22 protein-coding genes and 1 tRNA gene are annotated in these 22,272 nt (G+C 61.2%); 12 read left to right on the top strand and 11 right to left on the bottom strand.

Annotated features, from left to right (window positions below):
• Nucleotides 1-774, top strand: a complete 774-nt coding sequence (locus AC1Q6I_RS25260; protein WP_102625377.1) for a divergent polysaccharide deacetylase family protein — start codon at nucleotides 1-3, stop codon at nucleotides 772-774.
• A gap of 237 nt (nucleotides 775-1,011) precedes the next feature.
• On the opposite strand, the gene AC1Q6I_RS25255 is transcribed toward AC1Q6I_RS25260, so the two are convergent.
• From AC1Q6I_RS25255 to AC1Q6I_RS25225, 7 genes are all read right to left on the bottom strand, one after another.
• Nucleotides 1,012-1,767 carry a substrate-binding periplasmic protein gene (locus tag AC1Q6I_RS25255; protein WP_102625376.1) on the bottom strand — a complete coding sequence of 252 codons (756 nt, stop codon included), beginning with the start codon at nucleotides 1,765-1,767 and terminating at the stop codon, nucleotides 1,012-1,014.
• Between the two features lie 66 nt (nucleotides 1,768-1,833).
• Nucleotides 1,834-2,604 carry an imidazole glycerol phosphate synthase subunit HisF gene (gene hisF, locus AC1Q6I_RS25250; RefSeq protein ID WP_003171107.1) on the bottom strand — a complete coding sequence of 257 codons (771 nt, stop codon included), beginning with the start codon at nucleotides 2,602-2,604 and terminating at the stop codon, nucleotides 1,834-1,836.
• A 9-nt stretch (nucleotides 2,605-2,613) separates the two neighbouring features.
• Nucleotides 2,614-3,351: a 1-(5-phosphoribosyl)-5-[(5-phosphoribosylamino)methylideneamino]imidazole-4-carboxamide isomerase gene (gene hisA, locus AC1Q6I_RS25245; protein ID WP_016972250.1), complete on the bottom strand. Its 738-nt coding sequence runs from the start codon at nucleotides 3,349-3,351 to the stop codon at nucleotides 2,614-2,616.
• Between the two features lie 39 nt (nucleotides 3,352-3,390).
• Nucleotides 3,391-3,648, bottom strand: a complete 258-nt coding sequence (locus tag AC1Q6I_RS25240) for a DUF2164 domain-containing protein (protein WP_024072885.1) — start codon at nucleotides 3,646-3,648, stop codon at nucleotides 3,391-3,393.
• Nucleotides 3,649-4,287, bottom strand: coding sequence for an imidazole glycerol phosphate synthase subunit HisH (gene hisH, locus AC1Q6I_RS25235; protein WP_024072884.1), 639 nt, complete (start codon nucleotides 4,285-4,287; stop codon nucleotides 3,649-3,651). It lies immediately after the preceding gene.
• Complete coding sequence (gene hisB / locus AC1Q6I_RS25230; protein WP_017849940.1) at nucleotides 4,287-4,880, bottom strand: imidazoleglycerol-phosphate dehydratase HisB; 594 nt, start codon at nucleotides 4,878-4,880, stop codon at nucleotides 4,287-4,289. The genes hisH and hisB overlap by 1 nt, the downstream gene beginning before the upstream one ends.
• A gap of 359 nt (nucleotides 4,881-5,239) precedes the next feature.
• Nucleotides 5,240-6,901, bottom strand: a complete 1,662-nt coding sequence (locus tag AC1Q6I_RS25225; protein ID WP_041160817.1) for an OFA family MFS transporter — start codon at nucleotides 6,899-6,901, stop codon at nucleotides 5,240-5,242.
• 324 nt (nucleotides 6,902-7,225) lie between these two features.
• Here AC1Q6I_RS25225 and AC1Q6I_RS25220 point away from each other — a divergent pair, with 324 nt between their 5' ends.
• The 4 genes from AC1Q6I_RS25220 (at nucleotide 7,226) to AC1Q6I_RS25205 (ending at nucleotide 10,948) form a co-directional block, all read left to right on the top strand.
• The gene (locus AC1Q6I_RS25220) at nucleotides 7,226-9,436 is read left to right on the top strand and encodes an AsmA family protein (RefSeq protein ID WP_069075091.1); all 2,211 of its coding nucleotides are present in this window, start codon (nucleotides 7,226-7,228) and stop codon (nucleotides 9,434-9,436) included.
• The gene (gene mutY / locus AC1Q6I_RS25215; RefSeq protein WP_102625375.1) at nucleotides 9,433-10,500 is read left to right on the top strand and encodes an A/G-specific adenine glycosylase; all 1,068 of its coding nucleotides are present in this window, start codon (nucleotides 9,433-9,435) and stop codon (nucleotides 10,498-10,500) included. Before AC1Q6I_RS25220 ends, mutY begins: the two co-directional genes overlap by 4 nt.
• Entirely contained in the window at nucleotides 10,497-10,769 is a 273-nt protein-coding gene (locus AC1Q6I_RS25210) for an oxidative damage protection protein (protein ID WP_024072880.1), read from the top strand. The genes mutY and AC1Q6I_RS25210 overlap by 4 nt, the downstream gene beginning before the upstream one ends.
• Nucleotides 10,770-10,872: 103 nt before the next feature.
• Nucleotides 10,873-10,948 (top strand) — tRNA-Phe (locus AC1Q6I_RS25205).
• Between the two features lie 130 nt (nucleotides 10,949-11,078).
• Here AC1Q6I_RS25205 and AC1Q6I_RS25200 read toward each other — a convergent pair.
• The 3 genes from AC1Q6I_RS25200 to AC1Q6I_RS25190 form a co-directional block, all read right to left on the bottom strand.
• On the bottom strand, nucleotides 11,079-11,381 hold the full coding sequence (locus AC1Q6I_RS25200) for a hypothetical protein (protein WP_223817908.1): 303 nt from the start codon (nucleotides 11,379-11,381) through the stop codon (nucleotides 11,079-11,081).
• 114 nt (nucleotides 11,382-11,495) lie between these two features.
• Nucleotides 11,496-13,103, bottom strand: a complete 1,608-nt coding sequence (locus AC1Q6I_RS25195) for an ArnT family glycosyltransferase (protein ID WP_102625374.1) — start codon at nucleotides 13,101-13,103, stop codon at nucleotides 11,496-11,498.
• 86 nt (nucleotides 13,104-13,189) lie between these two features.
• On the bottom strand, nucleotides 13,190-14,155 hold the full coding sequence (locus AC1Q6I_RS25190; protein ID WP_102625373.1) for an arsenic resistance protein: 966 nt from the start codon (nucleotides 14,153-14,155) through the stop codon (nucleotides 13,190-13,192).
• A gap of 139 nt (nucleotides 14,156-14,294) precedes the next feature.
• Between AC1Q6I_RS25190 and AC1Q6I_RS25185 the strand changes: the two genes are divergently transcribed.
• Nucleotides 14,295-15,266: an alpha/beta hydrolase family protein gene (locus AC1Q6I_RS25185; protein ID WP_102625372.1), complete on the top strand. Its 972-nt coding sequence runs from the start codon at nucleotides 14,295-14,297 to the stop codon at nucleotides 15,264-15,266.
• Between the two features lie 17 nt (nucleotides 15,267-15,283).
• On the top strand, nucleotides 15,284-15,697 hold the full coding sequence (locus AC1Q6I_RS25180) for a hypothetical protein (RefSeq protein ID WP_102625371.1): 414 nt from the start codon (nucleotides 15,284-15,286) through the stop codon (nucleotides 15,695-15,697).
• A gap of 194 nt (nucleotides 15,698-15,891) precedes the next feature.
• Here the strand turns inward: AC1Q6I_RS25180 and gabP are convergent, their stop codons facing one another.
• Nucleotides 15,892-17,283 carry a GABA permease gene (gene gabP, locus AC1Q6I_RS25175; RefSeq protein ID WP_024072850.1) on the bottom strand — a complete coding sequence of 464 codons (1,392 nt, stop codon included), beginning with the start codon at nucleotides 17,281-17,283 and terminating at the stop codon, nucleotides 15,892-15,894.
• A gap of 554 nt (nucleotides 17,284-17,837) precedes the next feature.
• On the opposite strand from gabP, the gene AC1Q6I_RS25170 reads away from it, so the two are divergent.
• The 5 genes from AC1Q6I_RS25170 (at nucleotide 17,838) to AC1Q6I_RS25150 (ending at nucleotide 22,043) form a co-directional block, all read left to right on the top strand.
• The gene (locus AC1Q6I_RS25170; protein ID WP_024072849.1) at nucleotides 17,838-18,611 is read left to right on the top strand and encodes an ABC transporter ATP-binding protein; all 774 of its coding nucleotides are present in this window, start codon (nucleotides 17,838-17,840) and stop codon (nucleotides 18,609-18,611) included.
• A gap of 13 nt (nucleotides 18,612-18,624) precedes the next feature.
• Nucleotides 18,625-19,377 (top strand): ABC transporter substrate-binding protein, encoded by a 753-nt coding sequence (locus AC1Q6I_RS25165; protein WP_024072848.1) that lies wholly within the window; start codon nucleotides 18,625-18,627, stop codon nucleotides 19,375-19,377.
• Between the two features lie 74 nt (nucleotides 19,378-19,451).
• The gene (locus AC1Q6I_RS25160; protein ID WP_024072847.1) at nucleotides 19,452-20,147 is read left to right on the top strand and encodes an ABC transporter permease; all 696 of its coding nucleotides are present in this window, start codon (nucleotides 19,452-19,454) and stop codon (nucleotides 20,145-20,147) included.
• A 38-nt stretch (nucleotides 20,148-20,185) separates the two neighbouring features.
• Nucleotides 20,186-20,875 (top strand): ABC transporter permease, encoded by a 690-nt coding sequence (locus AC1Q6I_RS25155; RefSeq protein ID WP_041161076.1) that lies wholly within the window; start codon nucleotides 20,186-20,188, stop codon nucleotides 20,873-20,875.
• Nucleotides 20,856-22,043: a methyltransferase gene (locus AC1Q6I_RS25150; RefSeq protein WP_102625134.1), complete on the top strand. Its 1,188-nt coding sequence runs from the start codon at nucleotides 20,856-20,858 to the stop codon at nucleotides 22,041-22,043. The genes AC1Q6I_RS25155 and AC1Q6I_RS25150 overlap by 20 nt, the downstream gene beginning before the upstream one ends.
• Nucleotides 22,044-22,272 lie beyond the last annotated feature (229 nt).

Raw genomic sequence — 22,272 nt, 5'->3', positions numbered from 1 at the left:
ATGCGCTTTGCCCTGATCATCGCTGCGCTATGCAGCCTGGCAGGGGTCGCTCACGCGACTCCCGCCAGCGAGCCGCACAAAGCCTACCTGACCCTCATCATCGACGACCTCGGGCAAAACCTGGCCCGGGATCGTCGCGTGCTGGCCCTGCCTGGGCCGGTGACCACCGCAATCATGCCCGACACGCCCCACGCCGCCGAATTCGCCCGCGAAGCGCACAAGGCCGGCAAGATCGTGATCCTGCACATGCCCATGGACCCGGCCACCGGTCCGTTCGCCTGGCACCCCGACCTGCCTATCGAAGAGCTCGGCAAGCGCCTGGACGCTGCGTTCCAGGCCGTGCCCTACACCGCCGGTATCAACAACCACATGGGCAGTCGAATGACCGCACAGCCCGCGGCGATGGCCTGGTTGATGGCCGACCTGCAACGACGCAACAAATTCTTTGTCGACAGCCGCACCAGCGCGCAGACCGTCGCCGCCGCCGAGGCACAGAAAATTGGCCTGGCCCATGTCTCGCGGGATGTCTTCCTCGACGACGAGCGCACCGAAGCCGCAATCACCACGCAACTGCAAACCGCGATCAAGCTGGCGCATAAACAGGGTTCGGCAGTGATGATCGGTCATCCGTACCCGCAGACCCTGGCGGTACTGGAACGCGAGCTGCCCAAGCTCAAGGCCCAGGGCGTCGACTGGATCGATATCAAGTTGATGATCAGTGTGCGCAGTAACCAGGCCATGGGTGGTCACGGTAAGAACGGCATCTATCGCTAAGGATCTGATACCTCTGTGGCGATTCGACAAGCCCTGATGCCGTTCAGTTAAGCGTATATCGCCTTCTGTAGGAGCGAGGGGGACGCCTAGTTCTTGCTCGCGAAAAACGTCAACGATAACGTGGGCTCCCTGAATGAACGCGGCGCCTGTGAGTTTTTCGCGAGCAAGCTCGCTCCTACAAAAAAAGCCTTAATTGAACGGCATTAGGGCTTGCTACAAAAAAGAGTCGACGGAAGGCTAGAGGTACTTCGCCATGATCTGGTCGACCACGCCCTCCTTGCGCAGTTGGTCCAACGCCGCCTGCAGCTTCGCCACGGTCTCATCCGGCACATCCTTGTTCAGCGCAAGATAGAGCTGGGCGCTGTTGAAGCGCAGCACCGTCTTGAGCCCGGCCACCCCCACCTGGCGTGCCAGGTAACGCCCGGCGGGATCGCCGGTCGCCCAAAGGTCGATCTGGCCATCCATGAGCTTTTGCGCATTGTCCTGGTCGCGCAGCACCACCAGCGGGGTCAAGCCCTGCTTCTCCAGCGTCTGGGCAATCGCATCACCTTTATAGGCGCCGATCTTGTAGCGGCGCGCCTGCTCAAGGTCGGCAAGCTGGATCTTACTGTCGGCCTTGGCCAGCAGCACCCAGTCGTCCGGGCCAATGGGGCCGACCCATTTGAACAGCGCTTCGCGATCCGGCAGGCGCGCCATGACAAATACGCCGTAGCCGGGTTTCTCCAGGGCGAGCTTGTAGATTCGCTCCCAGGGGAAACTCAGGGTGAGGTTGTAGGAAATGCCGGCGCGCTTGAAGGTTTCTCGCACGATGTCCACGGCGATGCCTTCGATGTTCTCTTCCTTGGCGAAGTTCTTGCCGTTTTTCGCCATGTTGTAGGGCGGGAAATTTTCCGTCAGCAGCACCAGGGAGGTATCAGACGGTTCTTCGGCGTGAGCTGCACTCACCATAAAAATGGAGGTGCTGGCGAGGGCAAGCAGCAGGGTCTTGAACATGAAGGCTACCGGAATCCATGGCAAGCGCAGAGAGTGCCGCGCGCCCGCCATGGTGTCCAGCAGCGTTTAGCGAACGACGATACCGCGCGCCGCCATGTAGGCCTTGGCCTCGGGGACGGTGTATTCACCAAAGTGGAAAATACTCGCCGCCAGCACCGCGCTGGCGTGGCCTTCGATCACGCCATCGGCCAGGTGTTGCAGGTTACCGACGCCGCCGGAGGCGATCACCGGGATACCCAGCGCATCACTGATCGCTCGGGTCACGCCCAGGTCGAAGCCGTTTTTCATGCCGTCCTGGTCCATGCTGGTCAGCAGGATTTCACCGGCGCCCAGGCCTTCCATCTTCATCGCCCACTCCACTGCGTCCAGCCCGGTTGGCTTGCGCCCGCCGTGGGTGAAGATCTCCCAGCGCGGGGTTTCGCCGGGGCCGGAGACTTTCTTGGCGTCGATGGCCACCACGATGCATTGCGAGCCAAAGTGCTGCGCGGCTTCGCCGACGAACTCCGGGTTGAACACGGCCGCGGTGTTGATCGAGACCTTGTCCGCGCCGGCATTGAGCAGGTTGCGGATGTCTTGCACGGTGCGCACGCCACCGCCCACGGTCAGCGGGATAAACACCTGGCTGGCCATGCGTTCGACGGTGTGCAACGTGGTATCGCGGCCGTCGACGCTGGCGGTGATGTCGAGAAAGGTAATCTCGTCGGCACCTTGCTCATCGTAGCGGCGAGCGATTTCCACCGGATCGCCGGCGTCACGAATGTTCTCGAACTTGACGCCCTTGACCACGCGACCGTTGTCGACGTCCAGGCAAGGGATGATGCGTTTGGCCAGCGCCATGGTCAGTCCTCAGCCGTTGTAGGCATCGCAGTAAGCCTGGGCTTCGGCGACGTCCAGGGTGCCTTCGTAGATCGCGCGACCGGTAATGGCGCCGATGATCCCAGGAGCCTTGGCGTCCAGCAGCGACTTGATGTCGCCCAGGTTGTGAATACCGCCGGAAGCAATCACCGGAATCTTCGTCGCCGCCGCCAGTGCCGCAGTGAACGGTACGTTACAGCCCTGCATCATGCCGTCTTTGGCGATGTCGGTATAAACGATGGCGGACACACCGTCGGCCTCGAACTGCCTGGCCAGGTCGATGACTTGCACGGTGCTGATTTCAGCCCAGCCGTCGGTGGCGACGAAACCGTCCTTGGCGTCCAGGCCGACGATCACCTTGCCAGGGAATGCGCGGCAGGCTTCGGCGACGAACGCCGGGTCTTTCACCGCCTTGGTGCCGATGATCACGTAGCTCACGCCCGCTTTCACGTAGTGCTCGATGGTTTCCAGGGAGCGGATACCGCCGCCGATCTGGATCGGCAGGTTCGGGTAGCGCTTGGCGATCGCGGTGACCACCTCGCCATTGACCGGCTGGCCTTCGAAGGCGCCGTTCAAGTCCACCAGATGCAGACGACGGCAGCCCCCTTCCACCCATTTGGCAGCCATGCTCACCGGGTCATCGGAGAACACGGTGGAGTCTTCCATACGGCCTTGGCGCAGACGTACGCAGGCGCCGTCCTTGAGATCGATAGCGGGGATAATCAGCATCTGGCAAACCTTATTCGATATTCAGCAATGCTTGGGAAATCAGGGTTTCTCAAGCGACCACAGGTCGCTTTCGATGCTTTCGAACCTTTCTTTAAGGAGCGTCTGCGTATCGAAAATCGCCCTGTTGTAATAATGCGGAGCCACTTCGGTGGTGAACAACTCAAGAATCTCGGCGACCTCGAACGAGCCCAGCTTGAGCTCGAAGCGATCCTCCATGAAGCGCTTGATCTTGTCGGTGGCCTCACGCTCCTGTTCAGGCGTGAGGTTCAAGATCGGCTGCTTCGGTTTCCTGGCCATTTACCAGCGCCCATCCCAGGCGGCGAAGTTCTGCAGCAATTGCAGGCCATGGGTATGGCTCTTCTCCGGGTGGAACTGCACGGCAAAACGCGAACCTTCGGCCAACGCAGCGGCGAAGTCGACGCCGTAGTGCCCACCCCCCACCACCTGGCGCGGGTTACCGGCGGCGATGTAGTAGCTGTGCACGAAGTAGAAACGCGCCATGTCCGGAATGTCGTGCCACAGCGGGTGATGCACCGCCTGGCTGACTTCGTTCCAGCCCATGTGCGGGACTTTCAGGTGGGCGCCGTCTTCGTGCAGGTCCTTGCCGAAGAACTTCACCTGGCCGGGAAACAGGCCGATGCAGTCGACGCCGTCGTTCTCTTCACTGCTGTCGAGCAAGGCTTGCATGCCCACGCAGATGCCGAGGAACGGGCGATCCTGACTGACTTCGCGTACCAGGCTGTCAAAGCCCAGGCGGCGAATTTCAGCCATGCAATCGCGAATCGCGCCAACGCCCGGGAATACCACGCGGTCGGCTTCGCGAATCACATTGGCGTCGCTGGTGATCAGCACCTTGCCGGCCCCGACGTGCTCGAGGGCCTTGGCCACCGAGTGCAGGTTACCCATGCCGTAATCGATAACCGCGACCGTCTGCATTACAGGACGCCCTTGGTCGAGGGCATTTGCCCGGCCATACGCTCATCCAGCTCCACCGCCATGCGCAGCGCGCGGCCGAAAGCCTTGAACACGGTTTCGATCTGGTGGTGGGTGTTGGTGCCGCGCAGGTTGTCGATGTGCAGGCTCACGAGCGCATGGTTGACGAAGCCCTGGAAGAATTCCTGGAACAGGTCGACGTCGAAGCCGCCCACGGTGGCGCGGGTGTAGGGCACGTGCATCTGCAGGCCTGGGCGGCCGGAGAAGTCGATGACCACGCGCGACAGCGCTTCGTCCAGCGGGACATAGGCGTGGCCGTAGCGACGGATGCCTTTTTTGTCGCCAATGGCCTTGGCAAACGCCTGGCCGAGGGTGATGCCTACGTCTTCCACCGTGTGGTGGTCGTCGATATGCAGGTCGCCCTTGCTGACGATATCCAGGTCGATCAGCCCGTGACGGGCGATCTGGTCCAGCATGTGCTCAAGAAAAGGTACACCGATATCAAATCGGGCCTTTCCGGTGCCATCCAGGTTGATCGAGGCTTTGATCTGGGTTTCCAGAGTGTCGCGCTCGACGGACGCCTTACGTTCGGCCATCACCAGCTCCGCAAAATCATTGGGCGAAAAAGGCAGCCATTATAGGGGCGCGGGCGCTAAACAGAAACATCGAAGGGGATAAGACTGATGGAGTGTCGGGGATAGACATGTGCATACAAGCAAGAGCGGGCTTATGTGTCGAAGCGGGCTTAGTGTCTAAGCGGGCTTGTCGTGGCGAGCGGGCTTGCCCCGCGTTGGGCTGCGCAGCAGCCCCAAAATGTACCAACGCGTTCTGACGGGAAGAACGCGTTGGTTTTATTGGGGCTGCTGCGCAGCCCAACGCGGGGCAAGCCCGCTCGCCACAACCCCCAACACGCCTGTGGTCCCAACACGCCTGGGACCACAAGGCATGCGCGGTGTCAGTGGAACAGCACCGCCGTCTTCTGCAGGGTCACCCACACACCCCATGCCAACGGAATACCCACCACCAACCAGGCCGCAACAGCCAGCGGCTTGCTGCCGGCGGAGGCTTTCCACTCCAGCACGGTCGTGGCATCAGCACCTTTGTCATGACCCAGCGCCTGTTCGGCAGCCAGCTCGGCATCGGTCATGAAGTACTTGTCAGCCACCGGACGCACCAGCATGTTGCAGATGAACCCCAGCACCAGCAGACCCGCCAGGATGTACAAGGTGATGTCGTAGGCCGCAGCGCGTTCAACGCCGATGCTCAACTGGTATTCACGCAGGTAGTTGACCAGCACCGGGCCCAACACGCCCGCCGCCGCCCAGGCAGTCAGCAGGCGACCGTGGATCGCGCCGACCATCTGGGTACCGAACAGGTCGGCCAGGTACGCCGGAACCGTCGCAAAACCACCGCCGTACATCGACAGGATGATGCAGAACGCCGCCACGAACAGCGCCACGTTACCCAGGTGCCCCAGGTTCGGGATCAGCGCGTACAGGGCAAAGCCCAGGGCGAAGAACACGAAGTAGGTGTTTTTACGGCCCAGGTAGTCGGAGAACGACGCCCAGAAGAACCGGCCACCAATGTTGAACAGGCTCAACAGCCCAGTGAAGCCCGCAGCAATGGCCGCGATCGACGCCAGTTGCCCCGCATCCAGCTGGCCAAACGGTACATCCACACCCAGCAGCTTGCCGCCAAACACTTCCTGCAGCAGCGGCGAAGCCATGCCCAGGATGCCGATACCGGCGGAGACGTTCAGGCACAGCACCAGCCATACCAGGCGGAATTGCGGGGTTTTCCAGGCCACGTTCACATGCACGTGACGATGGGTGATCATCGAGTTGCTGGCTTTTTTCGCCGGTGCGGTCCAGCCCTCAGGCTTCCAGCCGGTCGGCGGAACACGGTACGACAGTGCGCCACCGATCATGAAGACGAAGTAGATCGCCGCCATCACCAGGAAGCTTTGCCACACGCCCACGCTGGTCGGCGAAGCAAAGTGCCCCATCAACGCAGCGGCCAGCGGCGCGCCAACCATGGCGCCACCGCCGAAGCCCATGATCGCCATGCCGGTCGCCATGCCGCGCTTGTCCGGGAACCACTTGATCAGGGTGGACACGGGCGAGATATAGCCCAGGCCCAGGCCGATACCGCCAATAACCCCGGAACCGATCCACATCAGCCAGATCTGGTGGGTGTAGATCCCCAGCGCCGAGATCAACAGGCCGCCGCACCAGCACAGCGCCGATACAACACCCGCCTTGCGTGGCCCGGCATGTTCCAGCCAGCCGCCCCAGATCGCTGCCGAGCAGCCCAGGAAGATGAAGAACAGGGTGTAGATCCAGCCCAGCATGGAGATGGGCCAATCGCATTGGGACGAGAAGACTTGGGCGATAAAGCTCATGTCCGGCGCACAGGCAACAGGTGCGGTGATACCCAGCGCCTTGGAGAGTGGCAGCCAGAACACCGAGAAGCCGTAGGCCATGCCGATGCACAAGTGAATGGCCAGGGCGGCCGGTGGAACCAGCCAGCGGTTGAAACCGGGCTTGGCGATGATGCGTTCCTTGGACAGGAACGCAGGCTGTGCGGCAGTAATACTCGCCGCCATGCTAGTACTCATTGGTGTTTCCCCCAGTTGTTAGTATGTGTTCGTCAGGCGCTCTCTCCCTCGGCCTTGCACGCAAAGCGTGGCCGTTTTGTTGAGTAGAGCTCCATTTAGGCGCGACCTTAAGTCGCAGAAGGCGAACGAACGTGCAGAGATTAGCATCAGTGGACGCCATAAAAACCAAAGTGCCACTACGTTTTTCGGATTTTTTGCACTTTTTGACGTCAAAATTCCGTTTTCCTGGCCCTAGATACAATGTAACGATCTGTGAACTGACGCCGGTCGTCGGGCGTTATACTCTGCGGCTACATTTTGAAATCGACATACAAGGACTCGCCCATGAAAGCGTTCGGCAAAATCCTGGGTCTGGTACTTCTCGGGTTGTTGCTGATCATTGTGGCTCTCGGCTTTGCCCTGACCCATCTCTTCGATCCCAACGACTATAAAGACGAGATTCGCCAGATTGCCCGCGACAAGGCCCACATCGAGCTGACGCTCAATGGCGATATCGGTTGGAGCCTGTTCCCGTGGCTGGGCCTGGAGTTGCACGAAGCCAGCGTCGCGACCCTGACCAACCCGACCCAACCGTTCGCTGACCTGCAGATGCTCGGCCTGTCGGTACGCGTGCTGCCGTTGCTGCGCCGCGAGGTGCAGATGAGCGATGTGCGTGTCGAGGGCCTCAATCTACGCCTGAACCGTGACAAGCAGGGCCATGGCAACTGGGAAGACATCGGTAAGACCGCGCCGGAGGCAGGTACCGCCACCCCTGCCCCAGTGGAGCAGTCTGCCGAGCACGAACCGGAAAAACCGCCAAAACCGATCCGTCTCGATATCGACAGCCTGACGATCAACAACGCCCGCATCGAATACAACGATGAGCAGACCGGCAAGCAGTTCAGCGCCGAAAGCATCCAGCTGAGCGCCGGTGCCGTGCACGAAGGGGCAAGCATTCCGCTGAAACTCACGGCCTTTTTCGGCAGTAACCAGCCGGTGATGCGCGTCAAGACCGAGCTCAACGGCAACCTGCGCATTCAACGCGCCCTCAAGCGCTACCAGTTCGAAGACATGAAACTCAGCGGCGAAGCCACCGGTGAACCGCTGCAAGGCAAGACCGTGACCTTCTCCACCCAGGGTCAACTGCTGGTGGACCTGGCGGCCAACATTGCCGAGTGGACCAACCTGAAACTCTCGGCCAACCAGCTGCGCGCACTCGGCGAGCTGAAGGTCAACGACCTCGACAAGACACCGCAGATCAGTGGCGCACTGTCCATCGCCCAGTTTGACCTGGCCACGTTCCTCGACAGCATCGGCAACCCGCTGCCGCACATGGCCGAGGGCAGCCTGAGCAAGGTCGAACTGGTCAGCCGCCTCAAGGGCACGCCGACCAGCATGGCGCTGGAAGACCTGAACCTGAAACTCGACGGCAGCACCTTTACCGGTCGCATCGCGGTGGACGATTTCGCCAAGCAGTCACTGCGCGTGCAACTGAAGGGCGACACGTTCAACGCCGACAACTACCTGCCGGCCAAGTCCGACGCCGCCAAAGGCGCCGCCGCTGCACGCCAGGCCGAAGTCCAGAACAGCGAAGCCGGCGCGATGGCCGCCGGTGGCACCACACCGCTGCCGGACGCCCCGACCAAGGGCGCCTGGAGCACCGACAAGCTGCTGCCACTGACCCGCCTGCGCACCCTGGATGTGAATGCCGACCTCACCTTTGGGCAACTGACCCTGAGCAAGCTGCCAATCCAGAACGCGGCACTGAAGGCCACCGGCCTCGACGGCCAGCTCAAGCTCGACACCCTGAGCGGCGGCCTCTACAACGGCACCTTCCAGGCCAACGGCACCCTCGATGTGCGCCAGGATATTCCGGTACTGGCGCTGCAGAGCCGCATCAAGCAGGTGCCGGTCGAACGCATCCTGCAAGCCCAAGGGCAAAATCCGCCGGTGAAAGGCCTGGTCACCCTCGACAGCAACCTCAGCGGCCGCGGCAACAGCCAAAAGGCCCTGATCGACAGCCTCAACGGCACCGCCAGCTTCGTGATCAACAATGGCGTGTTGCTCAACGCCAACCTTGAACAGCAGTTGTGCACCGGTATTGCCCTGCTCAACCGCAAGACCTTGAACAGCGAGCCACGCGGCAAGGACACACCGTTCGAGGAGCTGAAGGGCAACCTGAGCTTCCGCAATGGCGTAGCCAATAACCCTGACCTGAAAGTGCGTATCCCAGGCCTCACGGTGAACGGCAACGGTGACATCGACCTGCGTGTGCTCGGCATGGATTATCGGGTGGGCATCATCGTCGAAGGCGACCAACGCGAAGTACCGGACCCGGCGTGTGAAGTGGGCGCCAACTTCCAGGGCATCGAAGTTCCGTTACGTTGCCGTGGCCCGCTGGAACTGGGCGCCAAGGCATGCCGCCTGGACAAGGATGGCCTGGGCCAGGTCGCCATCAAGGCTGCCGGCAACCGCCTCAACGAGAAGCTGGAAGAGAAGCTCGACAAGGTTAACCCGCAACTCAAAGATGCGTTGAAAGGCCTGTTCAAACGATGAGAAACGAGCAGTTTTCGCAGGCGGTGCTGAATTGGTACGACCGCCACGGTCGCCATGACCTGCCCTGGCAACAGGGCATCACCCCTTACCGGGTGTGGGTCTCGGAGATCATGTTGCAACAGACCCAGGTCAGCACCGTGCTCAACTACTTCGACCGTTTCATGGCTTCGCTGCCAACCGTCGAAGCCCTGGCCGCCGCCCCGGAAGACGAAGTGCTGCACCTGTGGACCGGCCTGGGCTACTACACCCGGGCACGCAACCTGCAAAAGACCGCGAAGATCGTCGTGGCCGAGTACGGCGGCGAGTTTCCCCGCGATGTCGAAAAACTCACCGGGCTGCCCGGTATCGGCCTGTCCACGGCCGGTGCAATTGCCAGCCTGAGCATGGGCCTGCGCGCACCGATCCTCGACGGCAACGTCAAGCGCGTCCTGGCGCGCTATACCGCTCAGGAGGGCTACCCCGGCGACCCGAAGGTCGCCAAGCAACTCTGGGCCACCGCCGAGCGCTTCACCCCGCAGACCCGCGTCAACGCCTACACCCAGGCGATGATGGACATGGGCGCAACCCTCTGCACCCGCAGCAAGCCCAGTTGCCTGTTATGCCCGCTGGAAAAAGGCTGCGAAGCCCACATGCTCGGCCTGGAGACACGCTACCCGATCCCCAAGCCACGCAAGGCCATCCCCCAGAAGCGCACGCTGATGCCAATGCTGGCGAACGCCGAGGGCGCGATCCTGCTTTACCGTCGTCCGTCCACGGGCCTGTGGGGCGGTTTGTGGAGCTTGCCGGAGCTGGACGACCTCGACGACCTCGAACACCTCGCCCACCAGCATGCGCTGGCCTTGGGCACGCAACAGGCACTGCCGGGGCTGATCCACACCTTCAGCCACTTCCAGCTGGCCATCGAACCCTGGCTGGTCCAGGTCGAGGAATCCGCCCATCACGTGGCCGAGGCCGACTGGCTCTGGTATAACCTCGCCACCCCGCCGCGCCTGGGCCTTGCCGCCCCGGTGAAAAAACTGCTGAAGCGCGCGGCTGAAGTATTGAACGCAGGAGAGTCGTCATGACCCGCACCGTAATGTGCCGCAAGTACAAAGAAGAACTGCCCGGCCTGGAACGCCCTCCATACCCAGGCGCCAAAGGCCAGGACGTGTTCGATCATGTTTCCGCCAAAGCCTGGGCCGACTGGCAAAAACACCAGACCCTGCTGATCAACGAAAAACGCCTGAACATGATGAACGCCGAAGACCGCAAATACCTGCAAGGTGAGATGGACAAGTATTTTTCCGGCGAGGATTACGCCAAGGCCGACGGCTACGTGCCTCCTGCTCAATAATTGATCAAAAACCGGGGTCGGCACGTAAGCGACGGTAATAATTAAATATTTTTTGAAAACTTGCTTGACGACCCCCTGAAAAACCCGTTTAATGCGCCCCGTTGCCCAGATAGCTCAGTCGGTAGAGCAGGGGATTGAAAATCCCCGTGTCGGCGGTTCGATTCCGTCTCTGGGCACCACTATTAAGTTTCAGGTGGTGCAACTATCATCTGGAACACACAAAAAACCCGCCTGGTGCGGGTTTTTTGTTGCCTTGGATTTGGCGCCTTGATCAAGGGCGATTCAACATCGCCCCTGCCACTCGGTCACTCAACGCCGATCCCACATCAGCGTCACCACCGCCGCCCTCTCTTGGTCCGACACCTGGAAGCCGCGCTCCTCGACCCGATTTAACCAGTCCTGCGCCGACAACTTCTCGCCAAAGCGCACCAGGCGCCCGTAGCGCTTGAACACGCCCTGCAACATGATAATCATCGAGGGGTAACTGCAGCCGCCGTCGAAACAGATGCTCAGTAAGCCAAGCCGCGAGCGGCCGATCACGTGACCGCCACCCGCGAGGGAGGTCGCACCGGGTGATTGAGCGCCGGGCCGCTTGAAGTCCATTTCCATCATTTCCTTGATCCGCACGTTACAACGATTACAAAAACGGTAAAGCCAGATAGGCGTTATATGACCCGCCGGTCATTTACCCGGCAAACATACACCAACACGCTCTAAATCGCCTGTTCACTTGAGCAGAAACACCAGCAACGGGTTGTCGTTCAAGCGCCCGTTGTACATCGGAGTCAAATGCTCCACTGGCGTTCCCTGCAGCAGCGCGGTTTCCTTACGCGCCACTATCACCCACGCCGGCCGAGGCAGTTCGCCCAACCGTTGCATCTCATTGCGCCCAACGAACAGCGGTTGCTCGTCGTGGTCCAGGTTCATCATGTAGCGCACCGCCCAGGTGTCCCGACCGAGATTGACGAACACCAATGGCCCAGGCTCCGTCGCACGCAGCGCTTCCACCTGGCTGACAAACTGCCGGGTGTCGAACTGCAGGTCCTTGGCCGGCTCCACCACCGTCACCAGCAACAACCACTGCGCCGCGAGTGCAATCGCACTGAGCGACACCAGTCGCGCACTGCGACGCCAGGCAAGCAACGCCGCCACCTGCAAAAGCACCAGGGCGCCAATCAGCAGAGGCAACGAAACGTTAGGCCAGTAACCGTGTTTCTGCCACCCATAGCGGCACACAAACACCACAACCCCACCCAACGCCGGCAGCGCCACGACGAGCCCTTCGTAGCATCGACGTATGCCCGCAAACCAGCCCTGCGCGTGGAGCAGCCCATAGGCCGCGACAGCGGCGAACATTGGCACCATGGGCAAGATGTAATAGGCACGCTTGAAGTGCGGCACCGACAGCCCGAGCAAAATCATCAGGCCGCAGGCCGCAAGCCGTATCGCCAGTTGCACATTCTCATCGCATTGGCGCTGCGCCCAGCGATGTCGCAACGCAACCATCGTGGCCAACGCCAGGGGCACCACGGGGAAGTAGCGGTACAAACTCAACTGGAAATAGAAATAGAACGGCTCACCGGTTTCGTCGAGGCGCCCACCGACCTGCATCCTGAACACTTCATCGGCAAAGGCATCGCCACCGCTGATCCGCGCCAGCTTCATCAGCAACCACCAGCACGCCGCCAACAGCACCAGGCCAACCATACCGTGCACCAGCACCTGCCTGACCCGCTCGCCGGGACGGCCCAACGCCCAATACACGCAGACCACGCCGCAGACCTCGATCAACCCTAACGGCCCGCGAATCGCAAAGCCCAGGACGAACAGCGGGAACACCGCCAATTGCCTGAGGCGCGAACCGAGGCGTTCCCCACTGTGCAGCAGATAGAAACTGCCGACGCATAACAGCGCTACCATCTGGTCCAGGCAGACCGAGCGCGACTTTTCCAGCAGCTGAGTGGTGAGCAAGGTCAGCAGCACCGTGAGCAGCGCCCAGTTGCGGCCGTAAGGCACCAGCAAGCGATAGATCAGGGCAACCACACCCGCCGAGGCCAGCGCCGTCGGCAGGACATTTGCCAGATGGTTCGGCGCGTCGAACAAGCGCGCAAATACAAAACTGAAGAATGTCGCGGTACCAGGGTAGTCGGCGTAGGGCTGCCCATAGGTCGTAGGGAAAAGACTCGCGCCATGGCGAAACATCTCCTGCAGGAACAACGCCCAGCGCCCATCAAAACCCTGGGGCTGCTGATCCCAGATACCCAGGGTGAACAGCAACAAAGCCATCAGAAAAATGCCCAGGGACTCCAGGCGAAAGCGGTAGCGTTGATCCATCGGTTGACCTGTCAGGTAGGGAGCGCGGACCTATGGTGCCGAACCCGCCCCTGAATAGCGCCTGAACAACCTGAAGATTGCCGCTTCTAGCGACTCGCAGGCCACACCCACTTCGGGATCAGCCGGACGTAGACCAACTCACCCACCAGCTCCACCAGGGTCTGCAGGATCACCACGGTCGCCGCCACCCCACGCACGTCTTCGGGCAGCGCCAGCGCCAAGGGCAGCACCACCAGCGAGTTGCGCGTCGATGCACTGAACGTCACCGCCCGCGCCGTGACCGCGGGCAACGCGAACAACCGCGCGGCCACCGCCCCCATCAGGGGCGCCAGCAGCAAAAAGCCGATATACACCGGCAGTACCGGGAGCAGCAGGTTGATATCCCGCACCACCGAGGTGATTTGCGAGGCGATCACCACGAACAACACCAGTGCCATCGCCGGCACCGGCAACCACGCCCAGGCATTGCTCCAAGCGTTGACCGGCGATGATCGCCGCGCCAGGGAGGTGGTGATCACCGCCAGGATCATCGGCACCACGATCAACAACAGGAACGCCTCGACAAACGGCCATGCCTGCACCACCACGTCGGCCTGCGCCCCCAGCATAAAACCCAGGTACACCGGCAATAGCACCAACTGCAACAGCAACAGCAACGGCGTCGCCGCCAGCATCAAGCGTGAATCGCCCTTACCGATATGGGTAAACACCACCACGTAGTCGATACACGGCGTCAGCAACACCAGCAATGCGCCCACCAGCAACGCCGGGCGCTCCACCAGGCCACGGGTCAACCCCCACACCAGCAACGGCACGAGGATGAAATTGGCCAGCAGCAACGCTGCCAGAAAGCGCTTGTGACCCAGGCTCTGGCGCAGATCCAGAAACGGGATTTGCAGGAACATCGCATACATCAGCACCGCGATGGCGGGCGTAACCAGCACGCCAAGGCCATGGGCCAACGAAGGCGCGAGCAGGCCGAAAGCGGCAGCCAGCAGGACGGCGACGAAGTAGACCGGGACCTGATTGTGCTCGAGGGTGTCGCGGGTCATGAAAACACTCAGTGTAAATCGCAAAGGCGTGAGCCTATGCTTCTACTGGCGCGAGGTCGAGGGAAGAGGCGTTGTACTGCTCGATGCAATCAATAATTTCGGTACTAAAAACAATAATCCAGGCAGGGGCTTTGAAACGATGAACTTGAATGACGCCTCTTCAATAGAACGTGCAACTACACCCAGAAATAGCCAACGCGAATCCTTCAAAGAATCCGCCGCCGACGGCTACCCCCTCGCAGGCTCCACCTGGCGCCACCCGCGTACCGATCTCGAACGACCGGTCGTCATCATCAATGCCGCCACCTCCGTACGTTGCCGCCACTACTCACGTTTCGCCGATTACCTGTTCGCCAACGGCTTCGACGTGATCACCTACGACTATCGCGGCATCGGCGAGTCCCGCCTCGGTTCGTTGCGCGGTTTCAAGGCGTCATGGTCGGATTGGGGCACGCGGGATTTCGAAGCGATCCTGCGGCGGGCACAGCGCGAGTTTCCAGGCCAACCGATTGATGTGGTCGGCCACAGCTTTGGTGGCTGTGCGGCGGGGTTGGCTGCATCCGGCGCGGTGATCCGGCGAATCGTCACCGTGGGCGCGCAGTTCGCCTACTGGCGCGATTACGCAGCCGCCGGGCGCTGGCAGATGTTTGCCAAGTGGCATGTGGTGATGCCGCTGGTGACGGCACTCTGTGGGTATTTCCCCGGCAAGCGGTTGGGCTGGCTGGAGGATACGCCGGCAGGCGTGGTGCGCGACTGGAGCACGCCAACGCCCAGGTATGAGACGCGGCCCAGCGGGCGTGCCCTGGCCGACTTGCCATTCAGTCGTGTGACGGCGCAGATGTTGGCGATCAGCATCACTGACGACCCGTTCGGCACCGTGGCGGCGATTGAGCGCTTGCTGGGCTATTTCGCAAACAGTGAGCGCACCCATCTGCGCATCGCTCCACAAGACATCGGCGAAAAACAGGTCGGGCATTTCGCGTTCTTTCGCGGCGAGTATCAGGACCGATTGTGGCCGATCGCATTGGCCTGGCTTCAAAACGGCCAATTAGCGCCAGATACCCTTGGGATTTCCTCCAACCTGCGCTTCAATACCCCACCCAGATCCTGACCCAAGGACGTGAGCCCATGGCCTCGCCGAACAAGCAGCAAAAACGTGCCCACCGGGCCAAGGCCAAGGCCAAGCAGAACCGTACCCAGCGCGCCGTCGCGACCAAGCCGGATGCGTTTGCCGGGGATGATGAGCGGATTGACCTTGAGTCGGTGGATTTGACCGAGCTGTTCGTGGCGATGCGTACCGCCGGCGAGACCAGCCAGCAGGCACTGTGTGCGGTGTTCCTGGCCCACCCACTGCTCGCACTGGTGCTGGAACAGGAAGGCGAAGAAGAAGCCACCGACTTTATCCTGGCGGCGCTGATCGAGTATCGGCAGTGGGCCACGGACAGCGAGGATGAAGCTGCCGCCCTGGCGTGGATCGAGTCGCCGCAGTTCCAGGCCGACTACGTCGCCGCCTCCCAGGCCCTCACCAACGCCCAAGACTGACGCTCGCCTTCTGTAGGAGCGAGCTTGCTCGCGAAAAACTCACAGGCGCCGCGTTGATTCAGGAAACACGCGTTATCGTTGAGGTTTTTCGCGAGCAAGCTCGCTCCTACAAAAAAGCCTTAACTGGCTGGCATTCGGGCAAGCCCCCTCCCACATCTGAACTGCGGCGCAATCAAGCACCGCATTCCATCACATCAATTCAGCACCACCGCGCCGACTCTCTGCGCCTTGCGACGGCTCGACACCAACAACCCCGCCGCCACTACCAGCAAGCTCAAGACCCCAGTCGCTATGATTTCCACGCGATGGGCCTCTTGGAACAGCATGATGGTCAGCGTGCCCACGATGAACACCATCACCGCGTAGGTCAGGCCCGGGAACAGCCACATCTTGAAGACGATCTTCTCGCCCGCCGCCGTGCGCTTCTGGCGCATGCGCAGTTGCGACACCGCGATCACCAGGTACACCAGCAGCGCGATGGCGCCGGAGCTGGCCAGCAGGAATTCGAACACTGCCGCTGGGGCCACGTAGTTGGCGAACACCGCCAGGAACGCTGCGCCCGTGGACAGCATCACCGCCCAGTAAGGCGTACCGCTTTTGTTGGTGCGCTTGGACACAGCCGGTGCATCACCACGACGCCCCAGGGAGAACAGCATGCGCGAGGCGGTGTACAACGCCGAGTTCAGGCAGCTGGTCACGGCGACCAATACCACCAGGTCGACGATCAGCTTGGCATTCGGGATGCCCATGCGCTCCAGCACGGTCTGGTAGGAACCTACGGCCGCCAGGCTCGGATCATTCCAAGGCACCAGGGAAACCACGATGAAGATCGACAGCAGGTAGAACAAACCAATCCGCCAGATCACCGAGTTGGTGGCCTTGGTGATTTGCTGGCCTGGGTTCTTCGATTCAGCCGCCGCAATGGTGACGATCTCGGTGCCCATGAAGGAGAACATGGTGGTCAGGATCGCCGCCAATACCGCGCCCATGCCATTGGGCATGAAGCCCTGGGTATCGAACAGGTGGGACACGCCGCTGACCTGGCTGGTCGGCAAAAAGCCGAAGATCGCGGCCAGGCCGAGAATCACAAAGCCCACGATCGCCACGACTTTGATCAACGCGAACCAGAACTCGAACTCGCCGTAGTGCTTCACGCTGAACAGGTTGGTCGCCGTCAGCAGCAAGGTAATGATCAGGGTAAACGCCCAGATGGCCACGTTAGGGAACCAGGCGTTGAGAATGGTGGCGGCGGCGTTGGCTTCCAAAGGAATCACCAAGACCCAGAACCACCAGTACAGCCAGCCAATGGTGAAACCGGCCCAATGACCGATTGCCCGGTCGGCGTAGGTGGAGAACGAACCGGTGTCCGGTGACGCCACGGCCATCTCGGCCAGCATGCGCATGACCAGCACCACCAGCGTACCGGCAGCGGCGTAGGCCAGCAGCACCGCAGGGCCGGCGGCAGCTATCGCGTGGCCGGAGCCGACAAACAAACCGGCGCCAATAACGCCGGCAATCGACAACATCGTGACGTGACGCGGTTTGAGCCCCTGTTCGAGGTCATTGGAGCTTTGCGTACTACTCATTGACACACCTTTGCGAGGAATTGCGAAAACGGTTCGCCCGGTCTGCAGTCTTTCTTGTGAAAAGAAACCAACAAGGCGTTCTTTATTTTTTACGCAAGATTTGCGCCAAAATGTTACAAAGCCGCAATTGACGCGGGCTGTAGGACAATTCATTAACCGTTGCAAGTCATTGAGAATGCTGGCATTCCGCTACAGCGTTACCGAGCGACCCACTTTCCAGAGCAGCGCGTGCACCACAAACACACACGTAAAGTCCGCGACGCTCCATAAAAGTGCCATCAGGCGCCGTTTACCCGGTTAACCCTTCCAACACCCGGCCAAAGCTGGCACCATCGCGCCCTTTTTACGTAAAGCCTGTGGATTTTCGGGATCAAACGGTTGTTCGGTTGTTGATGGCGCGACACGCTGCTGTGCCGATGCGACACCCTGCCGCAGAGCCCCGGTTAACCGTCCGCAGCGCTGTTGGCTGTCATCCAGACGCTATGCTAGCTTGGCGCCTCGCCAGGAAGGCGGCCCAACAGCGTCGAACGCAATGAACACAATGAGGACCGCACATGGCTGAGGCCACGCCCGCGCTTGAAATCCGCAACTTGCATAAACGCTATGGTGAGCTGGAGGTACTCAAAGGTATCTCGCTGACCGCTCGCGACGGCGATGTGATCTCGATCCTGGGTTCCTCCGGTTCCGGCAAGTCCACGTTCCTGCGCTGCATCAACCTGCTGGAGAACCCGCACCAGGGGCAGATCCTGGTGGCTGGCGAAGAGCTCAAGCTCAAGGCCGCGAAAAACGGCGAACTGATGGCCGCCGACGGCAAGCAGATCAACCGCCTGCGCAGCGAAATCGGTTTTGTGTTTCAAAACTTTAACCTGTGGCCACACATGAGCATCCTCGACAACATCATCGAGGCCCCTCGCCGTGTGCTCGGCCAGAGCAAGGCCGAAGCCATCGAAGTCGCCGAAGCCCTGCTGGCCAAGGTCGGCATCGGTGACAAACGCCATGCCTACCCCGCGCAACTGTCCGGCGGCCAGCAACAACGGGCGGCCATCGCCCGCACCCTGGCCATGCAGCCCAAGGTCATCCTGTTCGATGAGCCCACGTCGGCCCTTGACCCGGAAATGGTCCAGGAAGTACTTAATGTGATCCGCGCGCTGGCCGAAGAGGGCCGCACCATGCTGCTGGTCACCCATGAAATGGGCTTTGCCCGCCAGGTGTCCAGTGAAGTGGTATTCCTGCACCAGGGCCTGGTCGAAGAGCAAGGATCGCCACAGCAGGTGTTTGATAACCCGCTTTCGGCGCGCTGCAAACAATTCATGTCCAGCAACCGTTAACGGAGCAACCTGCATGCAGAACTATAAAAAATTCCTTCTGGCCGCGGCCGTTTCGATGGCGTTCAGCGCCACGGCCATGGCAGAAACCTTGAAAATGGGGATCGAAGCGGCCTACCCGCCGTTCAACAATAAAGACGCCAGCGGCAACGTCGTGGGCTTCGACAAAGACATCGGCGATGCCCTGTGCGCCAAGATGAAAGTCGAGAAGTGCGAAGTGTATGTCTCCGACTGGGACGGCATCATCCCGGCCCTGAACGCCAAGAAATTCGACTTCCTGGTGTCCTCGCTGTCGATCACCGATGAACGCAAGCAGGCCGTCGACTTCACCGACCCGTACTACTCCAACAAGCTGCAGTTCATTGCTCCTAAAGCCACGGCGGACTTCAAGACCGACGCGGCCTACCTCAAAGGCAAGATCATCGGTGCACAACGCGCGACGTTGGCCGGTAGCTACCTGGAAGACAAGCTGCCTGACACCACCGCCAAGCTCTACGACACCCAGGAAAACGCCTACCTCGACCTGACCTCCGGCCGCCTGGACGGGATCCTCGCCGACAAGTACGTGCAGTACGAATGGCTCAAGAGCAAAGACGGTTCGGCCTATGAGTTCAAGGGCGACCCGGTTGTAGAAAGCGACAAGATCGGTATCGCCGTACGCAAGGGTGACCCACTGCGCGAACGCCTGAACAAAGCCCTGGCAGAGATCAAGGCAGACGGCACCTACAAGAAGATCAACGACAAGTACTTCCCGTTCAGCATCGAATGATCTGATCGGCCTGCCCGGCGCGCGCCTTTGAGCGCGCCGGCTTTCAGCTTTGCCTGCCGCGATATGAAAACACCATGAATTTCGATCTCTACGGATTCGGCCCCGCCCTCGCCGCCGGGGCGCTGATGACCGTCAAGTTGGCGCTCACGGCCCTGTGCCTGGGGTTGGTGCTCGGCCTGGCCGGTGCCTTGGCCAAGACCTCCCCCTACAAGTCGCTGCAATGGCTGGGCGGTGCGTACTCAACCATCGTCCGCGGTATTCCCGAACTGCTGTGGGTACTGCTGATTTATTTCGGCACGGTCAACCTGATGCGCGCCCTCGGGGAGATGCTGGGTAACCCCGACCTGTCCCTCAGCGCCTTTGCCGCCGGGGTCATCGCCCTGGGCCTGTGCTTTGGCGCGTATGCCACGGAAGTGTTCCGCGGCGCGATCCTCGCCATTCCCAAGGGCCATCGTGAAGCCGGTGTCGCCCTGGGGCTGTCGAAATTTCGCATCTTCACCCGCTTGATCATGCCGCAAATGTGGCGCATCGCCCTGCCGGGCCTGGGCAACCTGTTCATGATCCTGATGAAAGACACTGCGTTGGTCTCGGTCATCGGCCTTGAAGAAATCATGCGCCACGCGCAGATCGGCGTGACCGTCACCAAGCAGCCGTTCACCTTCTTCATGGTCGCCGCCTTCATGTACCTGGGCCTCACCGTACTGGCCATGACCGGCATGCACTTCCTGGAAAAACGCGCCAGCCGTGGCTTTACAAGGAGCACCCAATGAGCGGCGACTACAGCTGGCTGTCCCATTTCGACCTGGGCCTGAACTGGGCCGTGATCATCAAATGGCTGCCCAAACTGGCCCAGGGCGCGACCCTGACCCTGGAGCTGGTGGCCATCGCGGTGATCGCCGGCCTGTTGCTGGCGATCCCTTTGGGCATTGCCCGTTCCTCGCGGCGCTGGTACGTGCGCACCCTGCCCTATTGCTACATTTTCTTCTTCCGCGGTACGCCGCTGCTGGTGCAATTGTTTCTGGTCTACTACGGCCTGGCGCAGTTCGATGCCGTGCGCAACAGCTTCATGTGGCCTTACCTGCGCGATCCGTTCTGGTGTGCCACCGCCACCATGACCCTGCACACCGCCGCCTATATCGCCGAGATCCTGCGCGGTGCGATCCAGGCCATCCCGCCTGGCGAGATCGAAGCCGCGCGCGCCCTGGGCATGTCCAAGCCCAAGACGCTGTTCTACATCATCCTGCCCCGCGCCTCGCGCATCGGCCTGCCGGCCTACAGCAACGAAGTGATCCTGATGCTCAAGGCCAGCGCCCTGGCCAGTACCGTCACCTTGCTGGAACTGACCGGCATGGCGCGTACCATCATCGCGCGCACCTACCTGCCGGTTGAGATCTTCTTCGCGGCCGGGCTGTTCTACCTGTTGATGGCCTACCTGCTGGTACGCGGCTTCAAACTGCTGGAACGCTGGCTGCGCGTCGATGCCTGCCAGGGACGTTGAGACACGTTTCCAGGCGCTGGATGCGTTCCTGGTCGAGCACCAAGGGCTGTGGCGACCACGGCCCTTCACGCACTCCCGGCTACCCTGGGAAACCCAGCATCCGCAACTCGCCCAATGGTTGCGCCAGCGCTCGTTGGCCGATGCCGAAAGCAGCCATAACCAGCCCCACGACCTGCCCGCCCCCGCACCTTTTCCACAGCTGGCCGCGCAAGCCCTGCGCCTCAGTGCTGTGGATAAGTTACCGACCCAGCCCCTGGCAGCCGCGCGCCATCGCTTGAATGTCGACGTCCCCGGGCGTAAATGGCAGCAGATCGAAGCGTTCGGCGCCGCGCTGCACTTTGCGCAGACGCCGACCCATTGGCTGGACTGGTGCGCCGGCAAAGGCCATCTCGGGCGCCGCCTGCTGCAACCTGGCCAACAGCTGACCTGCCTGGAATACGATCCGGCGTTGATCGCCTCCGGCCAAGCCTTGAGCGATCGCCATCGGTTGCCGGTCACCCATCGCCTGCAAGACGTAATGGCAACCGTAGCGATCAACCCCGACCACACCCCCGTCGCCCTGCACGCCTGTGGCGACCTGCATGTGCGCCTGCTGCACGCGGCCAGCGCCGCCGGCTGCAAACAACTGGCGCTGGCACCGTGTTGTTATAACCGCATCAACGCCGAGCGCTACCAGGCGCTGTCCGGCGCCGGCCGTGCGTCGCGGCTGCAACTGTCGGTCGAGGACCTCGGCCTGCCGCTGAGCGAAACCGTCACCGCCGGTGCCCGCGTGCGCGTGCAACGGGATACGTCGATGGCCCGGCGCCTGGGGTTCGATCAGTTGCAACGTCAATTACGCGGCTGCGACGAGTATTTGCCCACGCCCTCGCTGCCCGCCAGCTGGCTCGACCAACCCTTCGCCGACTACTGCCGGGAGCTGGCGAGTCTCAAAGGGTTATCCACAGGCGAGCAGGATTGGCTCGCACTGGAGGCCGACGGTTGGCGACGCCTGGCTGAGGTCAGGAACCTGGAATTGCTGCGTGGTCTGTTTCGGCGCCCGCTGGAGCTCTGGCTGGTACTGGATCGGGCATTGTTTCTGGCCGAGAAAGGCTACAGGGTCGAGGTAGGCAGCTTCTGCGAATCGACACTGACGCCGCGCAACCTGATGGTGCTTGCCGAGCGCGATTAAAGGGCAAAATTGTCGCACCCCAGCCTGTGGATAACTCTGTTGATGGAATCTTTACAGAAGCTGTAGCCAACAACGCTACCGGCAAAAAGCCATGCTGCTCATTTTTTACCCACGGCATAAACCACCCGCAAAACAGGCAGTTGCAGCGTGATGAGAACGGCTCCACAAAACGTGTATTGGGTGACAGCGGCCACTGCCCAATTGTGCATAAGCATCTGGTGATAGGCGT

The sequence above is a fragment of the Pseudomonas sp. MPR-R2A5 genome, from assembly GCF_058793055.1.
This window is presented reverse-complemented; position numbering and strand designations above follow the sequence as displayed.

What these genes read in the sequence shown, in the direction of transcription:
- AC1Q6I_RS25260 (WP_102625377.1), top strand. Translation starts at nt 1, where the DNA reads ATGCGCTTTGCCCTGATCATCGCTGCGCTATGCAGCCTGGCAGGGGTC.
- AC1Q6I_RS25255 (WP_102625376.1), bottom strand. Translation starts at nt 1,767, where the DNA reads ATGTTCAAGACCCTGCTGCTTGCCCTCGCCAGCACCTCCATTTTTATG.
- hisF (WP_003171107.1), bottom strand. Translation starts at nt 2,604, where the DNA reads ATGGCGCTGGCCAAACGCATCATCCCTTGCCTGGACGTCGACAACGGT.
- hisA (WP_016972250.1), bottom strand. Translation starts at nt 3,351, where the DNA reads ATGCTGATTATCCCCGCTATCGATCTCAAGGACGGCGCCTGCGTACGT.
- AC1Q6I_RS25240 (WP_024072885.1), bottom strand. Translation starts at nt 3,648, where the DNA reads ATGGCCAGGAAACCGAAGCAGCCGATCTTGAACCTCACGCCTGAACAG.
- hisH (WP_024072884.1), bottom strand. Translation starts at nt 4,287, where the DNA reads ATGCAGACGGTCGCGGTTATCGATTACGGCATGGGTAACCTGCACTCG.
- hisB (WP_017849940.1), bottom strand. Translation starts at nt 4,880, where the DNA reads ATGGCCGAACGTAAGGCGTCCGTCGAGCGCGACACTCTGGAAACCCAG.
- AC1Q6I_RS25225 (WP_041160817.1), bottom strand. Translation starts at nt 6,901, where the DNA reads ATGAGTACTAGCATGGCGGCGAGTATTACTGCCGCACAGCCTGCGTTC.
- AC1Q6I_RS25220 (WP_069075091.1), top strand. Translation starts at nt 7,226, where the DNA reads ATGAAAGCGTTCGGCAAAATCCTGGGTCTGGTACTTCTCGGGTTGTTG.
- mutY (WP_102625375.1), top strand. Translation starts at nt 9,433, where the DNA reads ATGAGAAACGAGCAGTTTTCGCAGGCGGTGCTGAATTGGTACGACCGC.
- AC1Q6I_RS25210 (WP_024072880.1), top strand. Translation starts at nt 10,497, where the DNA reads ATGACCCGCACCGTAATGTGCCGCAAGTACAAAGAAGAACTGCCCGGC.
- AC1Q6I_RS25200 (WP_223817908.1), bottom strand. Translation starts at nt 11,381, where the DNA reads ATGATGGAAATGGACTTCAAGCGGCCCGGCGCTCAATCACCCGGTGCG.
- AC1Q6I_RS25195 (WP_102625374.1), bottom strand. Translation starts at nt 13,103, where the DNA reads ATGGATCAACGCTACCGCTTTCGCCTGGAGTCCCTGGGCATTTTTCTG.
- AC1Q6I_RS25190 (WP_102625373.1), bottom strand. Translation starts at nt 14,155, where the DNA reads ATGACCCGCGACACCCTCGAGCACAATCAGGTCCCGGTCTACTTCGTC.
- AC1Q6I_RS25185 (WP_102625372.1), top strand. Translation starts at nt 14,295, where the DNA reads ATGAACTTGAATGACGCCTCTTCAATAGAACGTGCAACTACACCCAGA.
- AC1Q6I_RS25180 (WP_102625371.1), top strand. Translation starts at nt 15,284, where the DNA reads ATGGCCTCGCCGAACAAGCAGCAAAAACGTGCCCACCGGGCCAAGGCC.
- gabP (WP_024072850.1), bottom strand. Translation starts at nt 17,283, where the DNA reads ATGAGTAGTACGCAAAGCTCCAATGACCTCGAACAGGGGCTCAAACCG.
- AC1Q6I_RS25170 (WP_024072849.1), top strand. Translation starts at nt 17,838, where the DNA reads ATGGCTGAGGCCACGCCCGCGCTTGAAATCCGCAACTTGCATAAACGC.
- AC1Q6I_RS25165 (WP_024072848.1), top strand. Translation starts at nt 18,625, where the DNA reads ATGCAGAACTATAAAAAATTCCTTCTGGCCGCGGCCGTTTCGATGGCG.
- AC1Q6I_RS25160 (WP_024072847.1), top strand. Translation starts at nt 19,452, where the DNA reads ATGAATTTCGATCTCTACGGATTCGGCCCCGCCCTCGCCGCCGGGGCG.
- AC1Q6I_RS25150 (WP_102625134.1), top strand. Translation starts at nt 20,856, where the DNA reads ATGCCTGCCAGGGACGTTGAGACACGTTTCCAGGCGCTGGATGCGTTC.